Source organism: Marinomonas sp. 63XJN7_9_ISO-PGPR-S23-217 (assembly GCF_056173515.1).
The window spans coordinates 575,378-601,099 of sequence record NZ_CM149678.1 but is presented as its reverse complement, the minus strand read 5'-3'; the positions used below and the strand labels follow the sequence as shown (position 1 = coordinate 601,099).

Here is a 25,722-nt window from a genome sequence, read left to right as displayed (position 1 = left end):
ACTTCTCCTTAACCATCATCTCTTTTAACATCCGTCATCAATTTATCAACATAAGGCTCGATAGCATTTGCCCAAACGGCATACTGACTGGCATTAGGGTGTAGAAAATCACTCATTATGTCACGACTCAAGCGCCCTTTGTCATCTAAAAAGCGTTGGTTAATATCAAGGTAGAAAACACGCTCATTATCCTGATAGCCTTGAATCAAGGCATTAACACTATCGTTAAGAAGACGCAGTTTTTGTGTGGGTTTGGCACTACGCGGAAAAATAGCCAACAGTAAAATATTCGTGTTTGGGAGCTTGTTAGCCAACACCTGAAGGATTGTTTTAATTCCTAATGCTGTCTGTTCGGGCGCATCTTGGCGATGACCAGTGTTGTTTGTTCCCACCAGCAAGACCAAGAGTTTAGGCTGAATATTATCAACTTCTCCGTGTTCAAGACGCCACAAAACATTTTCTGTTTTATCGCCATTAAAGCCAAGATTCAATGCATTTCGTGGACGGTAAAATTTTTCCCAAACATCCGCCCCTTCCTCTTCCCATGCTTGAGTAATGGAGTCACCAAGAAACACCAAATCTACTCTACCCATTGCCGCTTTTTCTGCCAGCTTTTGTTCATGACGAGGCAGCCACCAATCGACTTCTTGAGGCGCTGGTGTTAAGGCTAATAAATCACGCTCATTTATCATAGATTGCGTCCTAAAAAATGTGCCCCTGGAATGGGGTTGTAACTCACAGGGTCACACGGCTCAAACCCTAACTGAATATATAAGCGCCTAGCCGTGCCCAAGTCGGCCAATACATCAAGGCACATGCGCTGGTAGCCATTACTCTTTGCCAGTTGCATTAACTGGGTCACCAATTTCTCACCCAATTGGTGGCCTCGCTCAGTGGGACGAATATAGACGCGTTTTATCTCACAGACAGTCTCATCCACTCGACGAAAAGCACCACAGCCCACAACTTCATTTTGCTTTTTAATCAGCAAAACGACCCCATCAGGCAACATGTATTTCTCTGCCAAATGTTCAAACTCTTGTTCATTCTGCTGGTAATCCAAGTTGACTGGCGCCGCGGCAATGTATTCACGAAAAATAGACAGTACTTTTTCGTTATCCCTTGGTAAAACGGCTTGGTGAATGGCGTACATGGTGTTTCCTTAGTAAATGGCCTCTAACATATCGTGCAAAGGTCTCATCTTATAAGAGATCATACTGATTTTACTATTCGTCTTTTGTAGAATGGCGTTTTCCATCAAGACAAACAACATGAGCCTTATTCTTTTCTATTGTAAAAAATTCATCGGCATGATGCTGATGCCCATTCCACTCACCTTGGTGATCATGTGCCTTGCTTTTTTTCTGATCAATAAGCGACCTAGAATTGCCAAACTCTTTTTATGCTGCGCGATACTATTATTAGGCTTGACCAGCTGGAGTCCCGTCGCCAATCGACTTATTGCCACTGTGGAACACGATTACCCCGTCTTTAATATTCAGCAACCTGTGGATGTAGTGGTTGTGCTAGGCAGTGGGCATAAACGCCTCACCAACACGCCAGTGGTAATGGAACTGGGAAACAGTGCCTTATTTCGACTTGAAGAAGGAATACGCATTTTAAAAGCTAATCCCACCGCGCAATTATTCGTTTCGGGGTATTCTGGTGGGATTGGCAAATCCCATGCGGAGCTGATGCGAGAAGCAGCAATAGAATTAGGGGTTAGCGCAGATCGCATCACCATATTCCCTTTAGCAAAAGACACTGAAGACGAAGCCAACATGATGGCACCGCAGTTAAAGGGCAAACGTGTCGCCTTAGTCACAGAAGCATCCCATTTAAAACGGGCGGTGATCTTTTTCCATCGAGCAGGAATTAAGGTCTTCCCTGCCCCCGCTATGTTTTTAGGGTCAGAACAAAGCGATTGGCAAATTAACGCCACTGACGCGCACAAAAGTGAGCGAGCCTTTTATGAATGGATTGGTCGGACCTGGCAATGGATAAAAGGGGAAATAACAAATTAAGAAATTAAACAAATCTGAAATCAAGAGAGGCTAACCTCCGCTAGCCTCTCCGTAACTTACTGAAACCTAGTTTGAAACTTTTGGAACGCCGCTAGATGATTTTTTGAGGCATCACGCAAACGTATAAACACATCCTTAACATCGCTCGGTAAATCCTGTTTTAAAAAGCGTTCATACATAGCAATATTATTGATTTCAGCGGTAACACCAATGGGAAAGGTTTCCTGGTAAGTGGCTGGCAATACCGCACTTTCCATTCCTTTATCCGCCGGTAAAGCAAAGCCGTACTTTGTAAAAAGGGGCTCTAACCAAGAAATATGACGCTCCTCCGCTTTTACTATATTGCTATAAGGTTTGCGACTGCCATACGTCTCGATAATCTTTTGATACTCACCTCTTGCGAGATATTCATCCTCAATCGCAAAACGCAACATCTGCTCTAGAGTAAACGATTTATCAGACATACTTTTCGCTCCCGCCGCACCATAACTTTCACCAAAAGCAGCAATTGGCAAACTAGACATTAACAATACAACAACCCCACTTGCCAACAATGATTTAAGATTCATAATCTTCTCCTTCTTAGCAACCATACCTATTCACAGTCATAGACAACACGCCTATAACCGTCAGCTTCCCTTATCAAATAGACCCATCGGAGTATTTTTACCAGAGATAAAAGCCCTTTGATTGATCTGAGTGCATATTTCGGAGCATTCCGAACAGCCATTTCGGAATGAACCGAACACCTATTTCGGTTTAATCCGAACGCACATTCCGCGATTATCCGAACACTTTTAGGCGAACTCCGAAATCAGCGTTCGGAATAGCGAAAAGCCCGTTCGGAATGTCCGAAATCCTAATTTTTTCTCTTTTAAATCAATCACTCGCTATTCTTTATCTCTCAAATCAGAAGGTAAGGAAGCGACCATGGCTAAAAAGAGAACTCCAATGAAAAAAATCAAAGAGATATTACGACTCAAATACGACTGCGGTCTGTCCTATCGTCATATCGCTAGTTGCCTCAATGTCAGCCTTGCAACTGTCTCAGAACTTATCGCGCGCTTTAAGCAAAGTCAGATAGGTTGGCCCCTCCCAGAAGACTGTAGCGATACCGATCTCAATCAAGCGCTTTATCACTCAAAGAAAGCCAGTCGTCATAAAGTCATGCCGGACTTCGTTCAGTACGCTGTCGAACTCAGGCGTAAAGGCATGACGAAGATGCTGCTCTGGCAGGAATATCATGAACAATATCAAGAGCAAGCTTACGCTTACACTCAGTTCTGCGAGTACTTCATTCGCTGGTTCAAAACCCAAAAGCGCAGCATGCGTCAGCTTCATGTGGCGGGGGATAAGCTGTTTATTGACTATTGTGGACCTAGGCTTCAGGTGGTCAACCCTGACACAGGCGAAGTGCGAGAAGCGGAAGTGTTCGTGGCGACCTTAGGTGCGTCCAATTACACTTATGTTGAAGCCTTCCCAAGCCAAGGTAAATCCTATTGGCTAGAAGCCCATGCCAATGCGTTCGAACACTTCGGCGGTGTTCCCCAACTTTTAGTCCCCGATAATCTGCGCAGCGCGGTCACCAAAGCGAACCGCTATGAGCCAAGGCTTAATGACAGCTATCAAAAACTGGCGAATCATTATCAAACCGCGGTGATGCCAGCTCGCCCTTACAAACCAAAAGACAAAGCCAAGGCTGAAAATGCCGTGCTCCTAGTGGAACGTTGGATCATGATGCGATTGCGTCACCAAACCTTCCATACCTTCAAAGAACTGAACCTAGCCATCCGCGAACTTATGAATGAGCTAAATCAGCGAGAGATGAAACAGTACGGTGCGAGTCGCCAAGCATTGTTCAACAAACTCGATAAGCCAGCGTTAAAACCATTGCCCAAACAGCGTTATCTGTATACCGAAACCAAACGCGCCAAAGTTGGGCCGGACTATCACATCGAATATCGCCGCCATTATTACTCCGTTCCCCATCAACTGGTCGGCCATCATGTTGAACTGGAAGCCTCTAATCGTCTAGTGCAGATCTACCACCAAGGTAACTTGGTGGCTCAGCACCCACGCAGTCAAAGGGAGCGCGGAAACAGCACACAACCCGAGCACATGCCAAGTCATCATCAATATCAAAAGTGGTCACCTGGGCGCTTGCTCAACTGGGGAGCGAACATAGGACCAGCGACCCGAGAAGTCATTAACAAAATGCTCCACTCCAAGCCTCATCCAGAGCAATCCTATCGTTCCAGTCTGGGGTTGCTCAATCTGAGTAAAGTGCATGGAGAGTCGCGTTTAGAGCAAGCCTGTAACGATGCCTTGATGCTAACAAAACCTAACTACACCTTCATCAGTAACTTGCTTAAAAACAACCGCGAAGGACAACTGGATAAAGGCAAAACGAGCACACCTAACCTTGTTCATAGCAATGTCCGTGGCCCGAACTGTTATCACTAGGAGAAGATAAATGAACGCACTCGACGAGAAACTAAAAACCCTCCGCTTGAGCCATGCAGCGAAAGCACTAGAGCAGCAACAAGAGCAACTGACCACCTACGCAGAACTGAACTTCGAGGAACGGTTAAGTCTGCTTCTAGAAAGTGAGATATTGAATCGTAACCAGACCAAAATCCAACGCTTAAAACGACAAGCCAAGCTAAGAATGGACGCACAACCGAGTCAACTTATCTATAAAGAAAGGCGAAACCTTAACCGAAAACAAATGAGCGAATTACTCACTGGCAGCTACCTACACAAACATCAGAACATCTTGATAACAGGCCCAACGGGCGCAGGCAAAACCTATCTAGGCTGTGCACTGGCAACCAGTGCCTGCGATCAACAACACACCGTTAGGTACTATCGATTAACTCGCTTGCTTGATGACCTAAGTGCAGGTCGTCTCGATGGCAGCTATCAAAAACAGCTTCAGTCTCTGGCTAAAAAAACCTTACTGATCCTCGACGACTGGGGGATGGAAAAACTGACTCAAGAGCACTCAGGTCATCTGCTGGAAGTGCTTGAGGATCGTTACCAAAACAGCAGCACCATCGTCATCAGTCAACTTCCTGTAAAAGAGTGGTACAGCATGATCGACAACGCCACTGTAGCAGACGCCCTAATGGATCGATTGGTACACAATAGTCATCGAATAGAATTAGGAGGTGAGTCAATGAGAAAACTGGCGTAATCCGAACAGTTAGAGTAAAAATAAGGAAAGAGAAAAAAAGTAGGTTCAGGTGTTCGGAATAAACCGAAATGAGCGTTCGCAATCACCGAAATACGCAATCTGAGGCGTGATTTAGCGTTTATAGTGGGAACGAAATAGCTAAGAGCATCAGTGCAATAGAATTTGTTAAGCAATACTGTTTGCACTAACATTTGTATGACAAAAACGTCAAAGGTGAACGTCATAGATACAAGAATTCAATTTAGAATAGATGAAGAAACAAAACATCTGGCGCAACTTATGGCAGAAAACCAAGGTCGCTCACTCAGCGATGCTTGTCGAGAAATGATAGAGCAACTCGCCAATGAGCAAAGGAAGCGCATGTCTCATGACTCATGGGTAACAGAGCAAGTTAATCTAGCCTTTGAAAAAATGGAAAAAGGCTCCGCTGAATTTATTTCAAATGAAGAAGCGAATGCTCAGATGGAAAGCTTCAAAGTAAAAATCAGAGCAAGAGGGTAAATGATGATTTTATGGGAAAAGGAAGCCCAGCAAACTTCGGGTTCTTCATATGAAGCAGAATTTTCCCTACCGCGAGGAGTAAATTATGAACGGGACTTCACTATACAGATTCGAGCCTGCCGATGAAAAGAGAATTCTCTCTTTAGCAGACAACAAACTCTGGTTTTCTGATCCTCTCAAGTTTAATGACCCTTTTGATTTTCAATTAGGTCTTAATGATCGAATTTACCGGTCTGGGCACAATGATGAGAAGTTCAAAAAAGCAGTCAAAATGTTATTCGAAGATATTTCTCTGGATAGTATGCATTGGCTATTTAATAAGATAACAGTCAAATTTATTAATCAATGGACTAAAGATTCTTCAACCCGAACACCGGAGCAAATTCAATATGAATTCAAAAAGCACTTTGGTTCTTTTGGCGTTCAGTGCTTCATGAAAAATCTCGAAACGCCTCTTGCTTGGGCTCATTATGCTTCAAGCCACAAAGGCTTTTGCATTGAATATGTCTTATCCCCGATGACATTTGCTACTCAGAATAATAATTTGGCACAATACCATGTAAATTACGTATCAGAACTACCAGAAATATGCTTCTCCGAATTGTTATTCTCACCTCACCAAGCACTAGCCAAATTTATCGCAAGCAAAAATGTAGATTGGAGTTATGAACAAGAATTAAGGCTAGTCAATTTTGAGAAAAAAGCCACCTCCATTGATATGCCAGAAGGACTCAAAATCAAAACACTTATAGCTGGATATAAAATGTCTACAGAGCACAAACAACTCCTCAAATACACAGCTGAAGCTCTTCAGGCTGAATATGATGAAATGACCATTACCAGAGAAGGCTTAGCATTAATATCTTCAGTGCCAGATTAGGAATATTTCCCCGTAAAGAAGTAATTTTTTCGAACCAAGCAATCTAATGTCAAAGATGCTAGCTCAGACCTGATCTAGCACGGTTAAATAGCCTTATAAGTTAAACCCATAATGGCTGCCATCGGGCAATTCAACATCCACTGTTAATTTACCACCAGCGCCTTCAACATAGCGCTTCAAAGTAGATAATTTAACATCACGACCCTTGCGCTCCATTCCAGCAATCGTTGGCTGCTTCACGCCTAGCGTGTTTGCCATATCCTCTTGAGTAATTTGCATGCGTTCACGCAACTGGGCGAGATGAATACCAAGCAACATATCATCCGCCTTTTTACGAGCATTTTTTACTATTTCAGGCTTCTGATCTGAAATTAATTTATCAAGTGTTCTAGCCATTACTCACCTCGACTTTTTAGCTCCAGTAGATGCTTTTCAAATTCTTTATCAGCAACTGGAATCATCTGTTCATAAAATCGCTTATCTTTCCCTGTTTTCTCTCCAGCACACAATAAAATACCAGTTCTGCTTGGATTGAATGCATAGAACGAGCGTATAGGGTTGCCCTTACTTTGCGTCCTTAGCTCTTTCATATTAGCGAACTTTGAGACATTCACAGCATCTGCATAAGGCCTAGATAATTGCGGTCCTTTTTGCTGTAGCAAAAGTAATGTTGCCAACACGTTTTCTTTATCAATATCGTCCAGAGCGTCAAACCATTCATCGAACACATCCGTTGTTTCTATACTCCACATAAATTCCCTTTTACATAAAATAATAGCCTTTAAACTATATAGCTTTAAGGCTATATTTTCAATTCAAAAAAAAGCAGCGCCCATAATTGAACACTGCTTTTTATCGCATCAAAGACTATGTCTTTCCTAACAAACCTGAAATAAGAAATTCTTAATCAAATCCTTACCGCCTTCTGTCGCAAAGGATTCTGGATGGAATTGAATCCCTTGGATCGGGTATTCCTTATGGCGCACGCCCATCAGCTCGAATTGCCCGCCTTGATGGATCCTTGCTAGATTATTAAAATCCGCTGGTTGCAAGTCGCCAACCGACGCGGTGACTTCTAGCACCTCTGGAAAGCTTTCCGCTTCGGCAATTAAAGAATGGTAACGCATTACTTCTAGTTGGTCTGGAATGTCATGGAAGATGCCTTGTCCATTATGGGTAATCGGGCTGGTCTTCCCGTGCATTGGTAAGGGCGCTTTCACAACTTTACCACCGAATACATGACAAATACCCTGCATCCCCAAGCAAACCCCCATTAAGGGAATGGTTTTGCCAAATTCTAAAATCACATCGGCACACACACCAAAATATGCTTTATCGTCTGGTGAACCCGGCCCTGGAGAAATAATAATGCGATCGGGCGATGCATCGCGAATGTCATCTAAGGTCACTTCATCATTGCGCTTCACGATCACTTCGAAGGCACTGATGTCGCCACGACTTTTTTCGGTTTCCAACACTTCACCAATAAACTGATATAGGTTGTAAGTAAAGGAATCGTAGTTGTCGATAATATAAACTTTCATGTTACCTTCCCTTAAACCTTAGCTTGATGTTTAGCTGGCGCAAAGCTTTCCAGTACACGGCGGGTACCAGCAAACTTACGTTGAATTTCTTCATACTCGTCTTCGGCGTTTGAGTCATATACGTTACCGCCACAGGTTTGCACATAGGCTTTGTTACCCTTAGCAAACACGGTACGAATGGGAATCGCGAACATACAATCACCATTAAAAGAGAACTGACCAACCGCGCCACCGTAAGGGCCTCGGCCATCATTTTCCAAATCGTCGATGATTTTCATGGCTTCGATTTTCGGCGCCCCCGTCAAGGTCCCCGCCGGAAAATTACTCGCCAAGGCCGAGAACATATCGTGATCTTCCGCCATGATACCAACAATTTCACTAGAAATATGCTGAACATGACTGAAACGTTTAATGTCCATCAAACTGCGCACTTTCACCGTACCAAAACGCGCCACACGGCCGATATCATTACGATGCAAATCGACAATCATATTGTGCTCGGCAATTTCTTTTGGGTCGTTCAACAAAGCGCGAGCCAAAGCCACATCTTCTTTTTCGTCCACGCCACGTTTTGCTGTACCCGCTAGCGGAAAGGTTTCCATTTCCCCCTGACGTACACGGAATAGTAACTCGGGGCTAGCACCAATGACTTTTTGCTCGCCAAACTTTATGTAATACATTTGTGGCGAGGGGTTCACTTCTCGCAATTGCTCGTACAAGTTAATGGTATCGCCTTCCATGTCGAACCACATTTTAAAGCCCACTTCGCATTGGAAGATTTTGCCATCAATAATGTCTTTTTTGACTTTGGCTACGGCATCGGCATGGTCACTTTTACTCATGGACTCCCCCGCTGGCGTGACCACAAAAGCCCCATTCTCTGGCGTTGGTTCTGCCATCATATGGTTCACCAGTTCTACTCGATTGTCATCGTAATAAAAGTAGAATAACTCACCCGTCATTTTGTCGTAGATCAAGCCATCCTTAAACAAACCAAAGCGGAACGCATCAAACATATCGCTCGATTGTAGATCTAGCGTAGGCTCGAAGTAATTCATGCTGTCGTAACCAAGATAACCGGTTAACCCGCCTGCAAAGCCTCGTGACAAAATATTCTGAGGCACGATATCACGCAGCAAATAGTATGGATTGTCAGACTCGTAAGCTTCTGTCGAGCCATCGCGCTCTTGAATAAACAATTGCTTGTCTTGTGCCCAGATCAACTTTTCAGGATCAAAACCAATAATAGAATGGCGGGAAATAAAGCTCTCTTCACCAAGAGATTCCAACATAAAACAGTTGTCGAAACGCTTCTCAACCTTTTTAAATAAATCAAAAAAATCACAATCTGAACTGATAGTGATGTACTTAGGTTTGCGCGGTAGCGTGATACGCTCCGGCTTTTTATTAGATTTACTCATATCTCTTTTAATTCCTTCAATGCTCGGGAACCACGGGTCACAGTAGCAATACCTACGCCTAATTGTTTTGCAATATCTCGCTGTGGCACGCCTTCGTCTAACAACGCAATGATCTTCAAACGGCTCACCATTTCACTAATTTCATTCGGTGTCAGTAGCACTTTTAAACGCTTCTCCAACACAGATGCATCATCAACTTCGGATAAAAACTGGATTAAGTCCTGCATAGGCGGCACTCTATTATGGCTCTTTCAAAAAAGTTTCGTATTCATGTACTAGTACAGTATAGTTTTTGAGCCAGAGAAACAAGAGGAACAGGCACAAAAAAACACCGACTGGCGGTGCTTTTTTGCGAGAAATAAAATAAAACTAATTTTCGGATATCTGCTCTAACTCTTTTTTCAATCTAGCTTTGTCTTAACACTCTTCGAAGAAACGGTTAGCGCGAACTAAAGGAAGACAAGCTTTCCTTAGTAGACTCTGCATTTTCCAGCAGATCTTTGCTATGTTCCGTCATTTGCTGACTATCATGAAACAAGTCATCCATTTGTCGGTCTAAATCAATCAGTCTATTTGACATATGCTCCATAGATTTGTGCTGTTGTTGATTCGTTTGTACAACATCCAAGTTCAAACGATTAGAGTTATTTACCTTCCCAATAATATCTTCTATATAAGAAGACGCTTCTTCTGTTGCTTCAACACAAACCGTAGAATTATCCAACCCTTGCTCCATGGAGCCAACAAGGTTAGTAGCGTAATTCAAAAGTTGCGTCAGAATTTCCTCTACTTGATCGGTTGAACTGGACGTTTTCTCCGCCAAAGAACGTACCTCATCCGCCACCACAGCGAACCCTCGACCAGTTTCGCCAGCTCTGGCGGCTTCAATCGCGGCATTAAGCGCTAATAAATTCGTCTGGTCTGCAATATCGCGGATGATTTCTAGAATGCTGGAGACTTCACCAGCCTGTTTATTGAGAGTATCAGCAATATCGAAGGCCGATTTGGTACTTTTCGCTAGTTGCCTATTTCTTTCAACTGCCTCCTGCAATTTACTTTGACCTTGTTGCGCAGCTTCAACAGCCTGCTCCAAAGACTCCGAGGCGGTTTCAATTCTTTCTTTAACAGAACCCACAGACTGTTGTAGATCATTGCCCAACGCTAAAGTTTGCTTGATATCCTCACGTCTTAGACGAATTTTTTCTTCTAGCTGCTCAACATTGTTCTCAAGACTAATAGACACGTTTGAAACTTTCTCCGCACTACCCTGTAGCCCTGTAAACGCCCCTTCCAACTTCTCGATAAAAGTATTGATATGATGTGCCAACTGTCCAAACTCATTAGAGCTATCATAATGAATACGCTGTGATAGATCACCGTTACCTGAAGATAGCTCCCCTGTTAAGTAGGTGAAACGCTTGATAGGTTTTTCTAAAACTTGGCGAATCATTAAAAACAAACCTAGTAAAGTCACAACTAGAATACCACCGCCTATCACCAGTGCTTTTGTCAGCAATAACTTTTCTAACACAATGACAGAACTGTAACGCCAATTTGAACGAACATAACCCACCACACTATCACTTTTGCCTGAAGTTAGACGTATAACTAGAGATAATTCGGTTCCCGTTTGCAGCACAATCCCTGTTCTATCATTAAATGTTATGCCGTCTACAGCAATAGGAGCGACTTTTCCATCCAAGGAACTGTAAAGTAACTCTCCATCAGCGAGAAACACGCTGACTTCTTTTAAATCGTTTTTTGACTCTTCCAGATATGGCTCAACCTTTTTACGAACCGAACTCTCTTTTTTAAAACGCACAGATGTCGCAATCTGATCAGCAATCGTATTGGACATTCTATAGTAGTTATTTATGCTGGCCTGTCTCAAAGCGTCTGTACTACTTTGCCACATAATGGCAGTCATAATGACCATTGCCAGTGTCACAACCAGAAAAGAGCTTAGAATCAATATATAACGAATACTCATACCATTCCTCCATAAATATGAATATAGCCAGTTACTACATTTTCCCTATATTGACTCCAACCGTAATCGCCCCGATAGCTTCGCCCGTTTTAGGATCACTAATGGTGTAACTAATCTGAGATTGGAACGTTTGCGTTGATTCATCCTCCTCTATGTCACCAACATATATGGCACCAGAACCTTTGAGAAACGTTTGTTGCCACTTCGCTTCGTCACCTTGCCAGTAGTCAGATGTAACGACACTCTGCCCAACGTTAAGACCTTTGTTATCCATAATAAATATCTCAGTATAAAGTCCATCACTTTCTTTCTGGGCAGACATCAAATAAGTAGATAGCGGATTACCAAGTACCTTAGAGATTAGAGGCTGATCAGAAGCACTTACTTCTGCACGCCATTGTTGGTCTAAATTATTAATATCGCTCTGTGATAAGGTAGCATTGCGTTGATTCTGCGCCTCAACCGCTTCTATAACTATAGGAGATGAGACCAGTTCTCGCACCTGAGTATTAGCTAACTCAGTTAGTTGACCTTCGAATTCATTAGCAAAAAGGATAGAAGGAATAGAAATAAGAGCAGTAAATAATAGAGCTTTCTTCATAGTACACCCGCCACTTTGATATTGATGATTGGAAATTAGATCTTTAAACTGTAGAACAGGGATTCGTAATAGCGAGATGCCGTTACATGAAAATACAAGCCTATAATTCTCTAACAAGCACAGACTAGAAACAGATAGTCCTAGAAGCAGCTACAGAGCTACTTTTAAAGACTTTCAAGAAATGAATAATCATTCATAAAAAAGTAATAAATGAAGACTATGTTAGGCCTCTTGTATCAAATTCCTAACTTATTGTTTTTAGACAGGGCTCTAGTATTCAACAGTGCCTGATATTAGCAATGCACTGGACGCAAAAAGAGTGTTTGCCACCTAGCACTTAAAAACGTCAATGCCAAATACCTGCGACCTATCCCCTAGCGTTTTATCAGTCCCACCTTCAAATCCGTTGCTTCGTAAATCACTTCACCATTGAGCAAGACAAAACCGTCAGCAATCCCCATTCCTAAGGGCTTTTTGATAATACGTTTAATATGAATTTGGTATTCAATGCTTTTAGCGTCTGGATAAATTTGCCCTGAGAAGCGTACTTTCGCTACACCTAATGCACGGCCTTTACCAAGTAAACCAGACCAACCCAAAAACACGCCCAATAATTGCCAAAGTGCATCCAAGCCTAAACAACCCGGCATAACAGGGTCTCCTTTAAAATGGCAGGCAAAGAACCAATGATCAGGCCGAATGGCTAAGTTCGCGATCAATAGGCCTTTATTGTATTTGCCGCCGATATCATCAACGTGTGAAATTTCATCCATCATCAACATCTGATCACTAGGCAATTGTGCGTTGCCCTCACCAAAGAAATCCCCTTCTGACATAGCAATAATATCCATGTTAGAAAACCTCATATTCACCTCATGCTTTTTAAGAATCCGTTGTGGTGAGTATGGAAGTTGCTTAGGGGCGAGGCTTGTAAAAATTGGACATGAATTGCTGGGAAATAGGAGAAAGCGACGTTACATTGTGCTGAGCCGTGGTTCTTAGAATATGCGATTGGTCATAAAAACCAAGGTCCAATCCATGATGAAGATACGGGACATCATCTTGCGAGCAACGCTTTAAAAAATGATTAATACGAATAGTCTGAGCAAATGCCTTGCTAGTCAGCCCTGTATGTAATAAAAATTGTCGATTCAACTGACGATGGCTCCAACCGACTTGGCTCGATAAGTACGCCATACTGATATTGCCACATTCTTGATAGATAATATTTTGAGCGTGTTTTAATTTATCAGGGAAAGATATCGATTGAGTATGCTTTATCAGTATATTTTCACAGTAGTTAACCCGATCATTAAAAGATGCCTTCTCATATAAGCCTTCTTGAAAAGATAAGAACACTTTGCTGTCTAAAAAATCCAATGGGACGAGCTGGTCAGTGACCTCAGAGACATCCACATTAAAAAAACTTCGCAATTTTCCAGGCTGAAACCAGATACCAAAATAGGGCCCATCCAATGTATTTAAAGGTACATCCAAAATGGAAGATTGAGTTCCTCCGAATAACTCTCCACACGCAGAGAAAAACATAATATTGGTACCATCAGGTACGATGGGATACCGAGTGGGATGGTCGGTACTTACTTCAACAAAAGCATACACGTCGTCCGACAAGGTAAAACAAGGCTTATGGATTTGTAGCTTTAATCCAAATTGCTCTTGCCCCGCATTCGTTAACATTGGCTGAAAAGATTGGTAACGTGTTTGAGATGCTTGCAAAAACAATCCTATTAGAGACCTTTGTGTCAAGTCCGTTAGTATAAATCTGAAATGGAAAAGCGACCTATAACTTAGATCGCTTTTCAAACTCGAAACGAATTTTAGCCAATCGCTATGATACTTTTATCCATCTTAGGTTTGATCCACGATTTCAAGCCCAGCACAAAAAGCACGATCCATACACTGGCAAGGGCGATATAGAGCAAGGATTCCATCGGGTGGTCAGCAAAGGTCAGTACCTGGAAACTGTATACCGCGCCCACGTATGCAACGGATGTGCTCCAGCCAACAACGACCCCCGTCCACAATAATCCGCCCTCTTTCACCAACGCGCCAATCGCCGCAGCACATGGCGTATAAAGCAAGACAAAAACAAGGTAGGCGAATGCGCCCTGCCAGCCCTCAAATAACGACACCATGCGCTGGTGTCCTGGCGATAAGGTGGTTTCTGTTTGCGCTTCAGACACAGCAGACAAGCCTAATGGGTCGATCAATGTACTCACCACGCCGCTAAGATTTGCCCATAAAATCGAGCCCGCTTCTTTTAGGTTTACCAGTGGAGACACATAATCTCCTCCTGCACTGCCCCCTGCCGCATTGGTATATAACGCATCCATGGTGCCCACTACCGCTTCTTTTGCTAGCACACCAGTAAAAACACCGACAGCAGCAGGCCAGTTGCCATCCCCCATACCAATCGGAGAGAAAACGGGGGTAATGACTTGTCCTACCTCCGCCAAGGCAGATGGTTTTCCGCCGTCTGCAACAGAGCGCCACGATGGCACCGAATTCAATATCGTTAATATGGCAGAAACAACCACGATTGTCTTACCTGCACGGATCACAAAACCTCGAACTTTGTGCCAACTAGACAAGCCAACATTCCCCCAACGAGGACGATGATAGTGAGGCATTTCCATAAAGGAGCTAGCTTGCACGTCTTTAAAAAGCTGCTTGCGGAAAATCCATGCCGTACCGACGGCCATAGCAATGCCCAGTAAATACAAACCAAATACCAAAGAACCACCGTGCTCCCGAAAGAAAACAGAAACGAACATGACATACACAGCTAAACGTGCACTACAGGACATAAAGGGTGCCATGGCCATGGTGAGCATACGCTGTTTGGGGTTTGATAAACTGCGTGTTGACATGATAGAAGTCACATTACAGCCAAAGCCCAATAGCAGGGGGATAAAGGCTTGTCCCGGCAAGCCAATCGACAGCATCACTCGGTCAATAATAAAGGCTGCTCGCGCCATATAGCCACTATCTTCAAGGATACTCAGACAAATGTATAAACAACCGATCACGGGAACAAAGGTAGACACCAACTGCACACCGCCGCCAACACCATCCGCGATGACGATAATCAACCAATGAGGGATACCCACTTGCGCCATCCAATGACTGGGAAACGCCACAAACCAATAACCAGCAAGAGAATCAATTGGATCAACAAATAAATTCCCTACACCAATCGCAAAGGCAAACATGGCATACATGGCGAGTAAAAAGATAGGAATCCCCAACCACGGATGAAGCACAATGCGGTCAACCAATTCAGTGGTATTTTGTGCCCTCGCCTGCTGCTTCATCACACCGGATAACCAATCTTTGATTGGCTTTGGTTCCGCGTTTATCGGTTTGCCTTTTAACTCGTTTACTAAATGGCAAACATGATATTGGAGATCATTCACCGACAATTCGTAACCATCAATAATGGGCACCCCCATATTGGCCTCTAAACTGGCAATGTCTGGCATAACACGCATTTTTCGAGCTAAATCCGTCATGGTTAGGACGACAATCATCGGACGACCCAAGGCAATCAACTCTTTTGTTAACTTGAGATTACGCTTTAAATTGGTGGCATCTACCACATTAATAATGACATCGTAATCCCCTGTATTCAAAAAACGGCGCGCCACCGCTTCGTCAATGCCGCCAGATTCAGTTGCAAAACTGTAAATACCAGGTAAGTCTGTCATATCGACGCGCTGTTGATCAGAAGCAAAAAAGCCCGTTTTACAATCGACCGTCACACCAGCCCAGTTACCCACCTTTTGCCGTGTACCAGCAAGCTTATTGAATAAGGTGGTTTTACCTGTGTTCGGATTACCGACTAACGTAATATGTCGGCTCATTCGTCGTGTCCCTCGCAATACTCATCACATAAATGAACATGCTGAGCATCGTCCGTATGGATAGCAATCAAAGTGGCACCGACTTTCACTTGAAGGGGGTTTCCTAAGGGAGCTTTCATTAACAGCTTTATCGTCTCACCAGGATCAAACCCCAGTGCATTGAGTTGTATTTGCATTTCATCGCTTGGATGAGAACACATGATGAATAGTTGCTTCTTGACCCCTCAATAACTCTGACAAAACCATTGCAGCCCCCCAAAAATGAACATAATAACAATTATCAATACAATAGGTTTCGCTATTATCACCCAAAATCAGGCTTAACAGCCAGAAATAAAGACGACTCAATCAACAAAAAGTGCTTAAAAAAGCACAAATATTAAGCAACTTTTCTTCGCGCTCTAGCGCAGAACGATTTTCATCATACCAGCTCACCCACCAAATGAAGGCTCACTTAGCTCCAACAACAAGGTTTAAAGGCTATAAGCTGTTAATTTCATTCGACAACGTTTGTATTGTCGTGAGCAAAAAAAGAACCGCTTATCGTCAAAGGCATAGTCATACCAAAAATAGAAATCCCTTTAAAAAAATATAAAATGTATTTTTTTGTAAACATATACATAAATTAACAAAAAAATAATTAAAATAGATACAGTTTTTTACAATAACCTAAAAAAATAGATGCGTCTCATAGGCCTAGAAACGGATGACCCAGCCCCACTTCCTCTCACTTGGTATAAAGCGAAAAAAAATCTGTCAACTATTGTTCTTGGTGATTCCAACCATTTTGGGGTTTGTAATTACACTGGCCCTCATTCATTTTTTTTTATTCAACGAAGATAAAAAAAATCTCTACTCTGATTTAGATAAAATGAACTTAGAAAGCCAAGCGCTATATAATGAGGTAATGTCGGCTTTATCCAGCGCAAAGCTAGACGACAACCAACTTTGCTCATCAGATAACCTTAAAAAAATGAGGACTGCCTTATGGAAAGACAAATATATTAAAGATATTGCTCATATTAAAAATAATCAAATTATTTGTTCTGCCAGTTGGGGCATACTAAAAGACCCAATATCTCTTCCAAAAGAAGCAAAAAAATTAACAAAAAACTTCAAGCACTGGAAAAACATACCAGATCCATTCACTAAAAAAACAAACATCAACATGATCAGCATTGATCACACTTTAATTTCAATTAAAAAAAATTTAGTGAATAAATATTATTACAAAATAGACCATAACAATAATGTCGCTTTTGAACTCAAAGCATTTAATTATATTTTTAGACATTATGGCAGTACGTCACCAAACGTATTAATTGAAGCAAAAACCGGTATGACTTTAACATCCATGACCGAAAAAGAATGTTCAGATAACAACCAATGCATTATTATTCAAAATAATAAAATGGGATTGCTAGGTCTATCCGATAGCAACTTATTAATCGCGATGATAGTAAGTATTATCTCTGGACTAACCCTAAGTTATATTCTATTTTTATCTAGAACAAGACATAAATCTCTATTACAACATTTAAAACGAGCTATTACTAATGGTGATATTTATCTAGAATATCAACCTAAACTCTGTCTTAGAACATTCCAGGTAACTGGGGTGGAAGCACTCGCCCGCTGGCACGACAAAACCTTCGGAAAAGTCTCTCCTGATGTTTTTATCGGTTTGGCCGAAAAACATGACCTCATGGAAAAATTAAGCCATCTTGTGGTTCATCGTGCCCTTCAAGACATGTCACCTATCATGAAGAAATACCCAGACATAAGCCTAAGCATTAACCTGTCTATGAAGGATATCTCGCAAGGTCAAATTTTATGTTTTATTAATGAACAAGCTGAACGGCATCAAATTGCCCATGATAGGGTTATTTTCGAAGTCACTGAACGAACAAATGATGGTGTTGATTTGATTGAAGGACCTGTGGCGGAATTCACCAAAACTGGCTATAAAATCTCATTAGATGACTTTGGTACAGGCTATGCCAACTTGTCTTGGTTAAGTAAGATACAACCCCATGAAATCAAAGTAGACAAGATATTCACCCAGTCCATCGGCACAGAATCCATCAATCAAAACATGCTCAACGCCATTTTTCTTATGCTACAAAAGCTCGATGCAACAGTCGTTTTTGAAGGCATAGAAACGCAAGAACAATTAGACTATCTCACGTCTTTGTCAAGCGAAGCGATGGGACAAGGCTGGCTTTTTGCCCGGCCAATGAAAACAAACCAACTAGAAAACTATCTACAAACAAAAAAGGTAAAAAACAAATGTCATTCAGAAAGAATAGCAAAAGACTCCTTAAGTACGACACGACTAAGTAATTAAAGCATTCGCTCTATTTTGAAGACAGAACGATGATTTTCACATTAATAACCCCTTTATGAATGTTTGCAATGCGTTTAAAAGCAGCCTTACTCAAATCGATAATACGATCACTGGTGTAAGGACCTCTATCATTTATTCTCACCACAACACTCTTACCGTTCGCTAGATTAATTACTTTAACTCTAGAACCAAATGCTAAACGTTTATGGGCAGCGGTTAAGGCATGTTGATTAAAGCGCTCTCCGTTGGCGGTTTTTCGACCTTGATATTTATCCGCATAGTAGCTGGCTTTACCATACTCTACAAAGCCTCGCGACTCAGAATGTGTCATTGGGGCACTAGCACAAGCAGATAGCAACAAAGGCAACACAATCCAACTAACGACAGTAATTTTTAACATAGAGGTTCCATTTAATGAAGACTTAATATGAGCAATTATCAAATGCGAATATTTTAAGACAGTTTACTTTTTAATATCATTTTCCGCCAATATTTCAGGTATGCTCCGGTGTGAATTCTCTGGAAACCATCTTATTCATTGATCGAAAAATCAGCCTCATGACGACCAACAAACCACACTGCGAGCCAGAAAACAGACCCAAATATCAGTCTTTTATTCTGTTATTTGTCCTTTCTAGCCTCATCGGTGGCTTTTTAGAATGGTTCCACTTACCTGCCGCGTTGTTACTTGGCCCAATGATCGCCGCAATCATCATCACCATAAGAGGGGCAAGGTTAAGACTCTATAAGCCTTTCTTCCTATTGGCGCAAGGTTCACTGGGTGTCATGATTGCCTCTCATCTACCTTTAAACCTCTATACTGAAGTTGCCAAAGACTGGCCTGTTTTTTTACTTGGTACTTTATCCACGGTCGTAGCATCAAGTTTCCTCGGCTGGCTACTAAGTCGCACCGGATTACTGCCAGGCACCACGGCTATCTGGGGCTCTTCTCCCGGTGCCGCCGGAGCAATGACGCTCATGTGTGAGGCCTATGGTGCCGATATTCGATTGGTTGCCATGATGCAATATTTACGAGTGGCCTGTTGTGTGGTGGCAGCATCCGTCGTCGCTCATATCTATAATGTCAGCTCAACACCCAATCATGCTGTCAGCAATTGGCTCTTAGTCAGCTCATGGCAAGGTTTTGGGCTCACCTTGTTACTCATCAGCATTGCCTCTTATATCGGAGTGAAGCTGCGCTTGCCTGGTGGCCCTTTGCTTATTTCGATTGCTTTAGGTGTATTACTGAAGGCCACAGGGCTACTAACCATTGTATTACCCACTTGGTATCTCACTATCAGCTATGCCATATTGGGCTGGGGAATTGGCTTTCGATTTTCGCCAGAAGTCGTGCGCCACGCCGTTAAAGTCTTTCCCTATGTATTAGGCTCTATATTAGCGTTATTATTTCTCAATGGCTGCTTTGCTATTTTATTGGTGTATTTTGCCGATATTGATCCACTCACAGCTTTTCTGGCTACTAGCCCAGGTGGAGCCGATTCCGTCGCCATTATCGCCGCTGCCACCAATGCCGATGTCGCCTTCGTCATGACAATGCAAATTTTACGCTTTCTCTTAGTATTGATTATTGGACCTTTGCTTGCTCGCTGGTTGTCCGCCAAGCGCCCAAATGAAACCGCGTTATAAACGTATTCAGAGCATAAAAAAACCACGTTTTTAAGCGTGGTTTTTTTATTTAACAGAGACAAACTAAAGACCGAATCAGTCACCTTTATTATTTGGCAAGATTCTCAGGGCCAAATGACAAAGGCAGCAATTCATCCATGGTTAGGGTTTTCTGTATCTGCGTTGGGCTGCAAATATGAATTCTCGTTTGCTCAGTAGCAAACTCACGAATTTTCTGACGACAACCACCACAAGGGGTTACCAACAAGTCCCCCTTTCCCATAACATAAATGTCTTGAATTTGAGCATCACCACCCAGCACCATGGCCGCAATGGCTCCTGCTTCGGCACAGGTTCCCTCTGGGTAGGCCGCATTTTCGACATTACAGCCGGAGTAATACTTGCCGCCAACCGTCAAAATTGCAGCACCAACATGAAAGTGAGAATAAGGCACATAAGCCTTATCCATCGCTTCTTTTGCTAGCTTAAAAAGCTCTGAGTTTTCCATTGTTTTTATCCTGCTGTTAGGCTCGTTCTTTCACATAAGGACGGCCAACCGCTTTTGGCCCAACGGCTTTACCGATAAAACCCGCCAATAGCAATATGGTTAACACATAAGGTAACGATTCAATTGCCTGTACTGGCACTTCACCAACCCCTGGAATAATCACACCTTGCAAACGTACAGCAACAGCATTCAAAAAGCCAAATAACAGACAAGCAAACATCACAGGCACAGGTCGCCATTTACCAAATATCAACGCAGCCAGAGCCATATATCCCTGACCCGCACTCATATTTTTCAAGAAACCTGCGTTGTGTGCCGTCGACAAATATGCGCCAGCAACGCCGCACAAAATACCACACATCATTACCGCTCGATAACGTAACCAAGTCACCGAAATCCCCGCCGTATCAACAGCGTGGGGATTTTCTCCAACCGCACGAAGACGTAGTCCAAATCGAGTTTTATAGACAATCCAGTACGTCACTGGCACCATAACGAAGGCCAGATACACTAAAATATTATGACCGCTGATCAGGTTCGAATATATCTGCCCGATAACGGGCACATTCTGCATCGCATGAGCGAACGGCAAGGTAATGTCCAAGAAGCGCTGATCACCAGATAACGCCGGTGTTTGCCCTCCCATATTGAACCAATGCAAACCAAGGGTTACTGTCAATCCTGCAACAATGGTATTAATCGCCACCCCCGAGACAATATGATCACCACGATGAGTAATACAGGCAAAGCCGTGTATCAAGGCCAAAGCAACGGAGGCGATGATGCCAAAGATCAAACCAATCCAAGCAGAACCAAACACCGCAGAAGCCGCTGCCGCTGCGAATGCACTACCTAGGATCTTCCCTTCCAAGCTGATATCAACAATACCTGCTCGCTCGGAAAAAAGCCCAGCCAAGGCCGCCAAAATCAATGGCGCAGAGACACGCACGGTCGCGTCCAACATTTGAATAAGCGTATCGTACATTTTATTTCTCCTGTGCTGCCGCGGCTCTGCGAATAAAGAAGCCTTCTATACGATCTTTAAACATGTGCTCTAAAGCGCCAGAAAACAAAATAACCAAACCTTGAACCACCACAACAATGTCCGGTGTAATTTGCGGCATATCAAATGACACTTCCGCACCACCCTGATACAAAGCACCGAACAAAATCGCCGCAAGGAAAATACCAACAGGGTGATTGCGCCCCATCAACGCCACCGCAATCCCAGTAAAGCCATAACCCGCTGCAAAATTCAGCAACAGGCTGTGGTTGACCCCCATGATTTCATTTAGCCCCACAAAACCCGCTAGTGCGCCCGATACCAACATCACCCAAATAGTCACTTTTGCGGTATCAATGCCAGCGTATTTTGCAGCAGTAGGATTGGTTCCTAAGGTTCGTAGCTGATATCCCCAACGAGTATGCCAAATTAATAGCCACACCCCAAAACAGCACAACAAGGCCCAAAAGAAAGAGAGGTTTACCGGAGAATCGCCGATATCAATCCCCAAGGGTGTCAGCAAAGTATGCAAATAAGGCATCCAAGCATTTTGCTCAAACGTACGGCTGTTTAAAGACATGTTTTGCGTCCCTTTTAACCAGTTCACCATCAGATAAACCATTAAAGACGACGCAATAAAGTTGAACATGATCGTGGTAATTACAATGTGGCTACCACGACGCGCTTGAAGATAAGCTGGTACGTAGGCCCAAGCGGCCCCAAATACCGCCGCCCCAATAATCGCCAAGGGAGCAATCACAATAAATGGCATTGAATGATCCAATGCAAGACACACTAAGCCAACGCCTAAGCCACCAATATAGGCTTGCCCTTCACCACCAATATTAAACAAACCCGCCTTAAAGGCCACGCACACAGCCAGCCCGGTGAAAATAAAGTTGGTCGCATAATATAGTGTGTAACCAACCCCTTCACTGTAACCAAAGGCGCCGTAGATCATATAGCCAGCAGCCTCAATGGGGTTTTGACCAATGGCATAAATCACCAAACCAGAAATAACAAATGCCAAAGTGATGTTTAACAGTGGGATCAATGCGATATTAACCCAAACTGGGACTTTTGCCTGATTCATGCTGGCTCTCCTTGAGGGTCATCACTGTAAGAATTCGCCATCATCAAACCAAGAACACGTTCGTTAGCGTCTTTTGCCTCCAGCTCGCCAACCACCGCACCATCAAACATCACGAGGATGCGATCACTCAATGCCATAATTTCATCCAACTCTACCGAAACCAACAAAATTGCTTTGCCAGCGTCTCGTAAACTAACAATTTGTTCATGAATATTTTCGATTGCACCAATGTCCACACCACGTGTTGGCTGACCAATCAATAACACATCAGGGTTTTGCTCCACTTCGCGGGCAATCACAATCTTTTGCTGATTACCACCTGAAAAATTGGCCGTTTTCAGGTATGGATTAGGTGGTCGAACGTCCCATGCGGCCATGCGCTCACTGCATTCATCTAATATGACTTTACGATTCATAAGAAACTTGCCGTTATAAACTGGCGAGTTATGGTAGCCTAATATCGCTGACTCATAGGCCTCAAACCCTGTTACCAAGCCCATTTTATGACGGTCTTCTGGTACATGGGCCATTCCCATATCACGCATTTGTGCCGCATTTTTTGGCGCACTGGCAGAAATCACTTCACCGGCGAAATGGATTTCACCTTCGCTCATGACCGTAATACCAGACAGCACATTCAACAGCTCACTCTGGCCGTTTCCGGAGACCCCGGCAACCCCCAAAATTTCACCCGCACGCAACTCTAGACTAACATCTTTCAAGCGCTTTACACCTTGGCTGTCAAGCTGAGAAAGATGCTTCGCCGATAGAACAACCTTGCCAGGCTTTGCTTCTTCTTTATTAACCGTCAAGCGAACTTTTTTACCGACCATTAATTCAGCCAGCTCTTCTTTGTTGGTTTTCGATGTCTCTCGGTGAGCCACCATTTCCCCTTGGCGCATCACAGAAACATTATCCGTCGAAGCTAAAATCTCGCGCAATTTATGGGTAATCAATAAAACCGTCACTCCCTTTTCTTTTAGCGAGTGCAGAATACGGAATAAATGATCAGCCTCCTGCGGTGTTAGCACTCCCGTAGGCTCGTCGAGAATCAAAATTCGCGCGCCGCGATATAAAGCTTTTAAAATTTCCACGCGCTGCTGTAGACCAACGGGAAGCTCTTCCACTACCGCATCAACATCAATTTCTAAGCTGTACTGAGAGGCCAACCGCTTTAACTCAGCACGCGCTTTGCTGACACCTTTTCGCAATAAGGCGCCACCTTCGGCCCCTAACATCACATTTTCCAGCACGGTAAAGTTTTCCACCAACATAAAATGCTGGTGAACCATGCCGATACCAGCGTTTATAGCATCTTGCGAAGTACGAATGTCGACGATCTCGCCATCCACTTCAATATGGCCTGTATCCGCCGCATAAAAGCCATAAATGATACTCATCAAAGTGGATTTTCCTGCCCCATTTTCACCGATGATACCGTGAATACTTCCCTTAGGTACTTGCAAGCAAATGTCTTTATTGGCCTGAACCGTACCAAAACGCTTGCTTATGTCACGCAATTCTATTGCGTATGGAATAGTTGTATTTATCATAACTAAATAATGATTCGTCTATGTTGTATTGGGGCAGCAAATGCATTTCATTTTCCGTCAAAACGGGCAAAATCAAATACATCAACCCACCTAACCCAGCGGATTAGGAAGCATGTTTTATTCACACGCGGATCCTGCATAAGCGTAGGTTATAAGGGCAATGCAGGAACCATGATCAAGACAAGAAAACGTGTTCCTGCCCTCCCTCTCATACCGAATACGAGGAATCGAACGGAGTGGCCGTTCGTGCAACAGATCGTAGGTAAATCTATTGATCAAAAGAGCAAAAACAAAAAACGTCAAAGACAAAAAAACAGCGACTCATACCAATAAGTCGCTGCTTGATTGTTTGTCTCTTACATATTACAGCTGTTGTCTACAGAGTAATCATGTACTTTAATCTTACCATCGATGATGTCTTTACGAATCGTATCCATTTTCGCTTTCATCTCTGGGGTAATCAGTTTTTCGTTGTATTTGTCCAGCGCCCAAGTAACACCATTATCCGCCAGACCAAGGGTCACTACGCCAGGTTTCCAGTCTCCAGCAGCCGCACTTTTGTATACATTGTAAGCCGCTTGGTCAACACGCTTAACCATAGAAGTCAGCATCACGCCTGGATGAAGGTAGTTTTGGTCTGAATCCACGCCAATTGCGTACTTGCCAGCATCGGCTGCGGCTTGGTAAACACCAATACCCGTTCCACCAGCGGCCGCAAAGATAACATCAGCCCCTTGGGAAAATTGGCTTTTGGCTAACTCAGAACCTTGAGTTGGGTTACTAAAAGCTGCACCTGTAGAACCAACAAAGTTAACAATCACTTTATCGTTTGGCGCAATGTATTTCACACCTTGTCGGTAACCACAGCTAAACTTACGAATCAGCGGAACATCGATTGCCCCAATAAAACCAACCGTATTGGTTTTAGACTTCATCGCAGCCAGTGCGCCCACCAAGAAAGACCCTTCTTGTTCTTTAAAGACGATCGATTGCACGTTTGGCAGATTGATTACACTATCAATGATACTAAAATGGATATTAGGGAAATCTTTCGCCACTTTCTCTGTGGCAGCAGACATACTGTAGCCTACAGCAATAATCGGCGAGTAACCACGCTGTGCCAAACGACGAAGACCTTGTTCAACTTGCGCTTCATTTTTTGGTTCAAATTCACGAATTTGCTGCCCCGTGTCTTTCTCGTATTTTAGGACACCGTTGTAAACACCTTCATTGAAAGACTTATCGTATTTACCAGCTTGATCGTAAACAACCGCCGGCTTATCAGTTGCGGCATGGGCTAACGTTGCAGACATTGCCAATGCGGTTACAGACGCAAGAAAGACACCTTTCATTCCAATTCCTCTTATGGTTTTTTAATTGTGGCATCGACATTTAAGTTGTCTAGCCGGTCAAAAATAAACTTATTCACCTCATATCGCAATCAAAAAACATCAAAACAGGTTGTTTTTTGAGCGACAATTCTTAGCAATACATTTTTTATTCTCTACTTAAGAACTATAGACGAATAAAATCGACTATAGTCGAGCAATA

General features: G+C 43.1%; 27 protein-coding genes. 7 read left to right on the top strand and 20 right to left on the bottom strand.

Annotated features, from left to right (window positions below):
• Positions 1 to 8: 8 nt before the first annotated feature.
• Positions 9 to 692 (bottom strand): GDSL-type esterase/lipase family protein, encoded by a 684-nt coding sequence (locus tag AC0VYI_RS02735; protein WP_475447176.1) that lies wholly within the window; start codon positions 690 to 692, stop codon positions 9 to 11.
• Entirely contained in the window at positions 689 to 1,153 is a 465-nt protein-coding gene (locus AC0VYI_RS02730; protein ID WP_475447174.1) for a GNAT family N-acetyltransferase, read from the bottom strand. Before AC0VYI_RS02730 ends, AC0VYI_RS02735 begins: the two co-directional genes overlap by 4 nt.
• Positions 1,154 to 1,271: 118 nt before the next feature.
• On the opposite strand from AC0VYI_RS02730, the gene AC0VYI_RS02725 reads away from it, so the two are divergent.
• Positions 1,272 to 2,024, top strand: coding sequence for an ElyC/SanA/YdcF family protein (locus AC0VYI_RS02725; RefSeq protein WP_475447172.1), 753 nt, complete (start codon positions 1,272 to 1,274; stop codon positions 2,022 to 2,024).
• Between the two features lie 56 nt (positions 2,025 to 2,080).
• On the opposite strand, the gene AC0VYI_RS02720 is transcribed toward AC0VYI_RS02725, so the two are convergent.
• A complete protein-coding gene (locus AC0VYI_RS02720; protein WP_475447170.1) occupies positions 2,081 to 2,593 on the bottom strand; it encodes a ferritin-like domain-containing protein in 513 nt (170 codons plus the stop codon).
• A gap of 361 nt (positions 2,594 to 2,954) precedes the next feature.
• Between AC0VYI_RS02720 and istA the strand changes: the two genes are divergently transcribed.
• The 4 genes from istA to AC0VYI_RS02700 all read left to right on the top strand — a co-directional run bounded on the left by istA (position 2,955) and on the right by AC0VYI_RS02700 (position 6,601).
• The gene (gene istA, locus AC0VYI_RS02715) at positions 2,955 to 4,487 is read left to right on the top strand and encodes an IS21 family transposase (protein WP_475443424.1); all 1,533 of its coding nucleotides are present in this window, start codon (positions 2,955 to 2,957) and stop codon (positions 4,485 to 4,487) included.
• 10 nt (positions 4,488 to 4,497) lie between these two features.
• Complete coding sequence (gene istB, locus AC0VYI_RS02710; RefSeq protein WP_475443426.1) at positions 4,498 to 5,220, top strand: IS21-like element ISVch3 family helper ATPase IstB; 723 nt, start codon at positions 4,498 to 4,500, stop codon at positions 5,218 to 5,220.
• Between the two features lie 162 nt (positions 5,221 to 5,382).
• Positions 5,383 to 5,721: a type II toxin-antitoxin system RelB/DinJ family antitoxin gene (locus AC0VYI_RS02705; RefSeq protein WP_475447169.1), complete on the top strand. Its 339-nt coding sequence runs from the start codon at positions 5,383 to 5,385 to the stop codon at positions 5,719 to 5,721.
• Between the two features lie 85 nt (positions 5,722 to 5,806).
• Positions 5,807 to 6,601 (top strand): DUF2971 domain-containing protein, encoded by a 795-nt coding sequence (locus AC0VYI_RS02700; protein WP_475447167.1) that lies wholly within the window; start codon positions 5,807 to 5,809, stop codon positions 6,599 to 6,601.
• 93 nt (positions 6,602 to 6,694) lie between these two features.
• Here AC0VYI_RS02700 and AC0VYI_RS02695 read toward each other — a convergent pair whose 3' ends face one another.
• The 11 genes from AC0VYI_RS02695 to AC0VYI_RS02645 all read right to left on the bottom strand — a co-directional run bounded on the left by AC0VYI_RS02695 (position 6,695) and on the right by AC0VYI_RS02645 (position 16,217).
• The gene (locus tag AC0VYI_RS02695) at positions 6,695 to 6,997 is read right to left on the bottom strand and encodes a helix-turn-helix domain-containing protein (RefSeq protein WP_067012627.1); all 303 of its coding nucleotides are present in this window, start codon (positions 6,995 to 6,997) and stop codon (positions 6,695 to 6,697) included.
• Positions 6,997 to 7,353, bottom strand: a complete 357-nt coding sequence (locus AC0VYI_RS02690; RefSeq protein ID WP_475447165.1) for a type II toxin-antitoxin system RelE/ParE family toxin — start codon at positions 7,351 to 7,353, stop codon at positions 6,997 to 6,999. The genes AC0VYI_RS02695 and AC0VYI_RS02690 overlap by 1 nt, the downstream gene beginning before the upstream one ends.
• A gap of 126 nt (positions 7,354 to 7,479) precedes the next feature.
• Positions 7,480 to 8,145, bottom strand: a complete 666-nt coding sequence (locus AC0VYI_RS02685; protein ID WP_475447163.1) for an anthranilate synthase component II — start codon at positions 8,143 to 8,145, stop codon at positions 7,480 to 7,482.
• Positions 8,146 to 8,156: 11 nt separating this feature from the next.
• Positions 8,157 to 9,566 carry an anthranilate synthase component I family protein gene (locus AC0VYI_RS02680; protein ID WP_475447161.1) on the bottom strand — a complete coding sequence of 470 codons (1,410 nt, stop codon included), beginning with the start codon at positions 9,564 to 9,566 and terminating at the stop codon, positions 8,157 to 8,159.
• Positions 9,563 to 9,793 carry a Trp family transcriptional regulator gene (locus AC0VYI_RS02675; protein ID WP_199477489.1) on the bottom strand — a complete coding sequence of 77 codons (231 nt, stop codon included), beginning with the start codon at positions 9,791 to 9,793 and terminating at the stop codon, positions 9,563 to 9,565. Before AC0VYI_RS02675 ends, AC0VYI_RS02680 begins: the two co-directional genes overlap by 4 nt.
• Positions 9,794 to 10,005: 212 nt before the next feature.
• Complete coding sequence (locus AC0VYI_RS02670) at positions 10,006 to 11,556, bottom strand: methyl-accepting chemotaxis protein (protein WP_475447158.1); 1,551 nt, start codon at positions 11,554 to 11,556, stop codon at positions 10,006 to 10,008.
• Positions 11,557 to 11,590: 34 nt separating this feature from the next.
• Entirely contained in the window at positions 11,591 to 12,157 is a 567-nt protein-coding gene (locus AC0VYI_RS02665; protein WP_475447157.1) for a hypothetical protein, read from the bottom strand.
• Between the two features lie 374 nt (positions 12,158 to 12,531).
• Positions 12,532 to 13,023, bottom strand: coding sequence for a bifunctional 3-hydroxydecanoyl-ACP dehydratase/trans-2-decenoyl-ACP isomerase (gene fabA, locus AC0VYI_RS02660; RefSeq protein WP_475447155.1), 492 nt, complete (start codon positions 13,021 to 13,023; stop codon positions 12,532 to 12,534).
• Between the two features lie 49 nt (positions 13,024 to 13,072).
• Complete coding sequence (locus tag AC0VYI_RS02655; protein ID WP_475447153.1) at positions 13,073 to 13,894, bottom strand: DUF6597 domain-containing transcriptional factor; 822 nt, start codon at positions 13,892 to 13,894, stop codon at positions 13,073 to 13,075.
• 101 nt (positions 13,895 to 13,995) lie between these two features.
• Complete coding sequence (gene feoB, locus AC0VYI_RS02650) at positions 13,996 to 16,041, bottom strand: ferrous iron transport protein B (protein ID WP_475447151.1); 2,046 nt, start codon at positions 16,039 to 16,041, stop codon at positions 13,996 to 13,998.
• Positions 16,038 to 16,217, bottom strand: a complete 180-nt coding sequence (locus AC0VYI_RS02645; protein ID WP_475447149.1) for a FeoA family protein — start codon at positions 16,215 to 16,217, stop codon at positions 16,038 to 16,040. The genes feoB and AC0VYI_RS02645 overlap by 4 nt, the downstream gene beginning before the upstream one ends.
• Before the next feature lie 530 nt (positions 16,218 to 16,747).
• Between AC0VYI_RS02645 and AC0VYI_RS02640 the strand changes: the two genes are divergently transcribed.
• Entirely contained in the window at positions 16,748 to 18,388 is a 1,641-nt protein-coding gene (locus AC0VYI_RS02640) for an EAL domain-containing protein (RefSeq protein ID WP_475447147.1), read from the top strand.
• A gap of 10 nt (positions 18,389 to 18,398) precedes the next feature.
• Here the strand turns inward: AC0VYI_RS02640 and AC0VYI_RS02635 are convergent, their stop codons facing one another.
• Positions 18,399 to 18,788: a septal ring lytic transglycosylase RlpA family protein gene (locus tag AC0VYI_RS02635; RefSeq protein WP_199476621.1), complete on the bottom strand. Its 390-nt coding sequence runs from the start codon at positions 18,786 to 18,788 to the stop codon at positions 18,399 to 18,401.
• 110 nt (positions 18,789 to 18,898) lie between these two features.
• Here AC0VYI_RS02635 and AC0VYI_RS02630 point away from each other — a divergent pair, with 110 nt between their 5' ends.
• Positions 18,899 to 20,035, top strand: coding sequence for an AbrB family transcriptional regulator (locus AC0VYI_RS02630; RefSeq protein ID WP_475447145.1), 1,137 nt, complete (start codon positions 18,899 to 18,901; stop codon positions 20,033 to 20,035).
• Between the two features lie 88 nt (positions 20,036 to 20,123).
• Here the strand turns inward: AC0VYI_RS02630 and AC0VYI_RS02625 are convergent, their stop codons facing one another.
• From AC0VYI_RS02625 to AC0VYI_RS02605, 5 genes are all read right to left on the bottom strand, one after another.
• On the bottom strand, positions 20,124 to 20,522 hold the full coding sequence (locus tag AC0VYI_RS02625) for a cytidine deaminase (protein ID WP_199476622.1): 399 nt from the start codon (positions 20,520 to 20,522) through the stop codon (positions 20,124 to 20,126).
• A gap of 16 nt (positions 20,523 to 20,538) precedes the next feature.
• Complete coding sequence (locus AC0VYI_RS02620; RefSeq protein WP_199476623.1) at positions 20,539 to 21,507, bottom strand: ABC transporter permease; 969 nt, start codon at positions 21,505 to 21,507, stop codon at positions 20,539 to 20,541.
• A gap of 1 nt (position 21,508) precedes the next feature.
• Positions 21,509 to 22,618: an ABC transporter permease gene (locus AC0VYI_RS02615; protein ID WP_199476624.1), complete on the bottom strand. Its 1,110-nt coding sequence runs from the start codon at positions 22,616 to 22,618 to the stop codon at positions 21,509 to 21,511.
• Positions 22,615 to 24,171, bottom strand: a complete 1,557-nt coding sequence (locus AC0VYI_RS02610) for an ABC transporter ATP-binding protein (protein ID WP_475447141.1) — start codon at positions 24,169 to 24,171, stop codon at positions 22,615 to 22,617. Before AC0VYI_RS02610 ends, AC0VYI_RS02615 begins: the two co-directional genes overlap by 4 nt.
• Positions 24,172 to 24,527: 356 nt before the next feature.
• The gene (locus AC0VYI_RS02605; RefSeq protein ID WP_199476626.1) at positions 24,528 to 25,523 is read right to left on the bottom strand and encodes a BMP family lipoprotein; all 996 of its coding nucleotides are present in this window, start codon (positions 25,521 to 25,523) and stop codon (positions 24,528 to 24,530) included.
• Between the last annotated feature and the right edge of the window lie 199 nt (positions 25,524 to 25,722).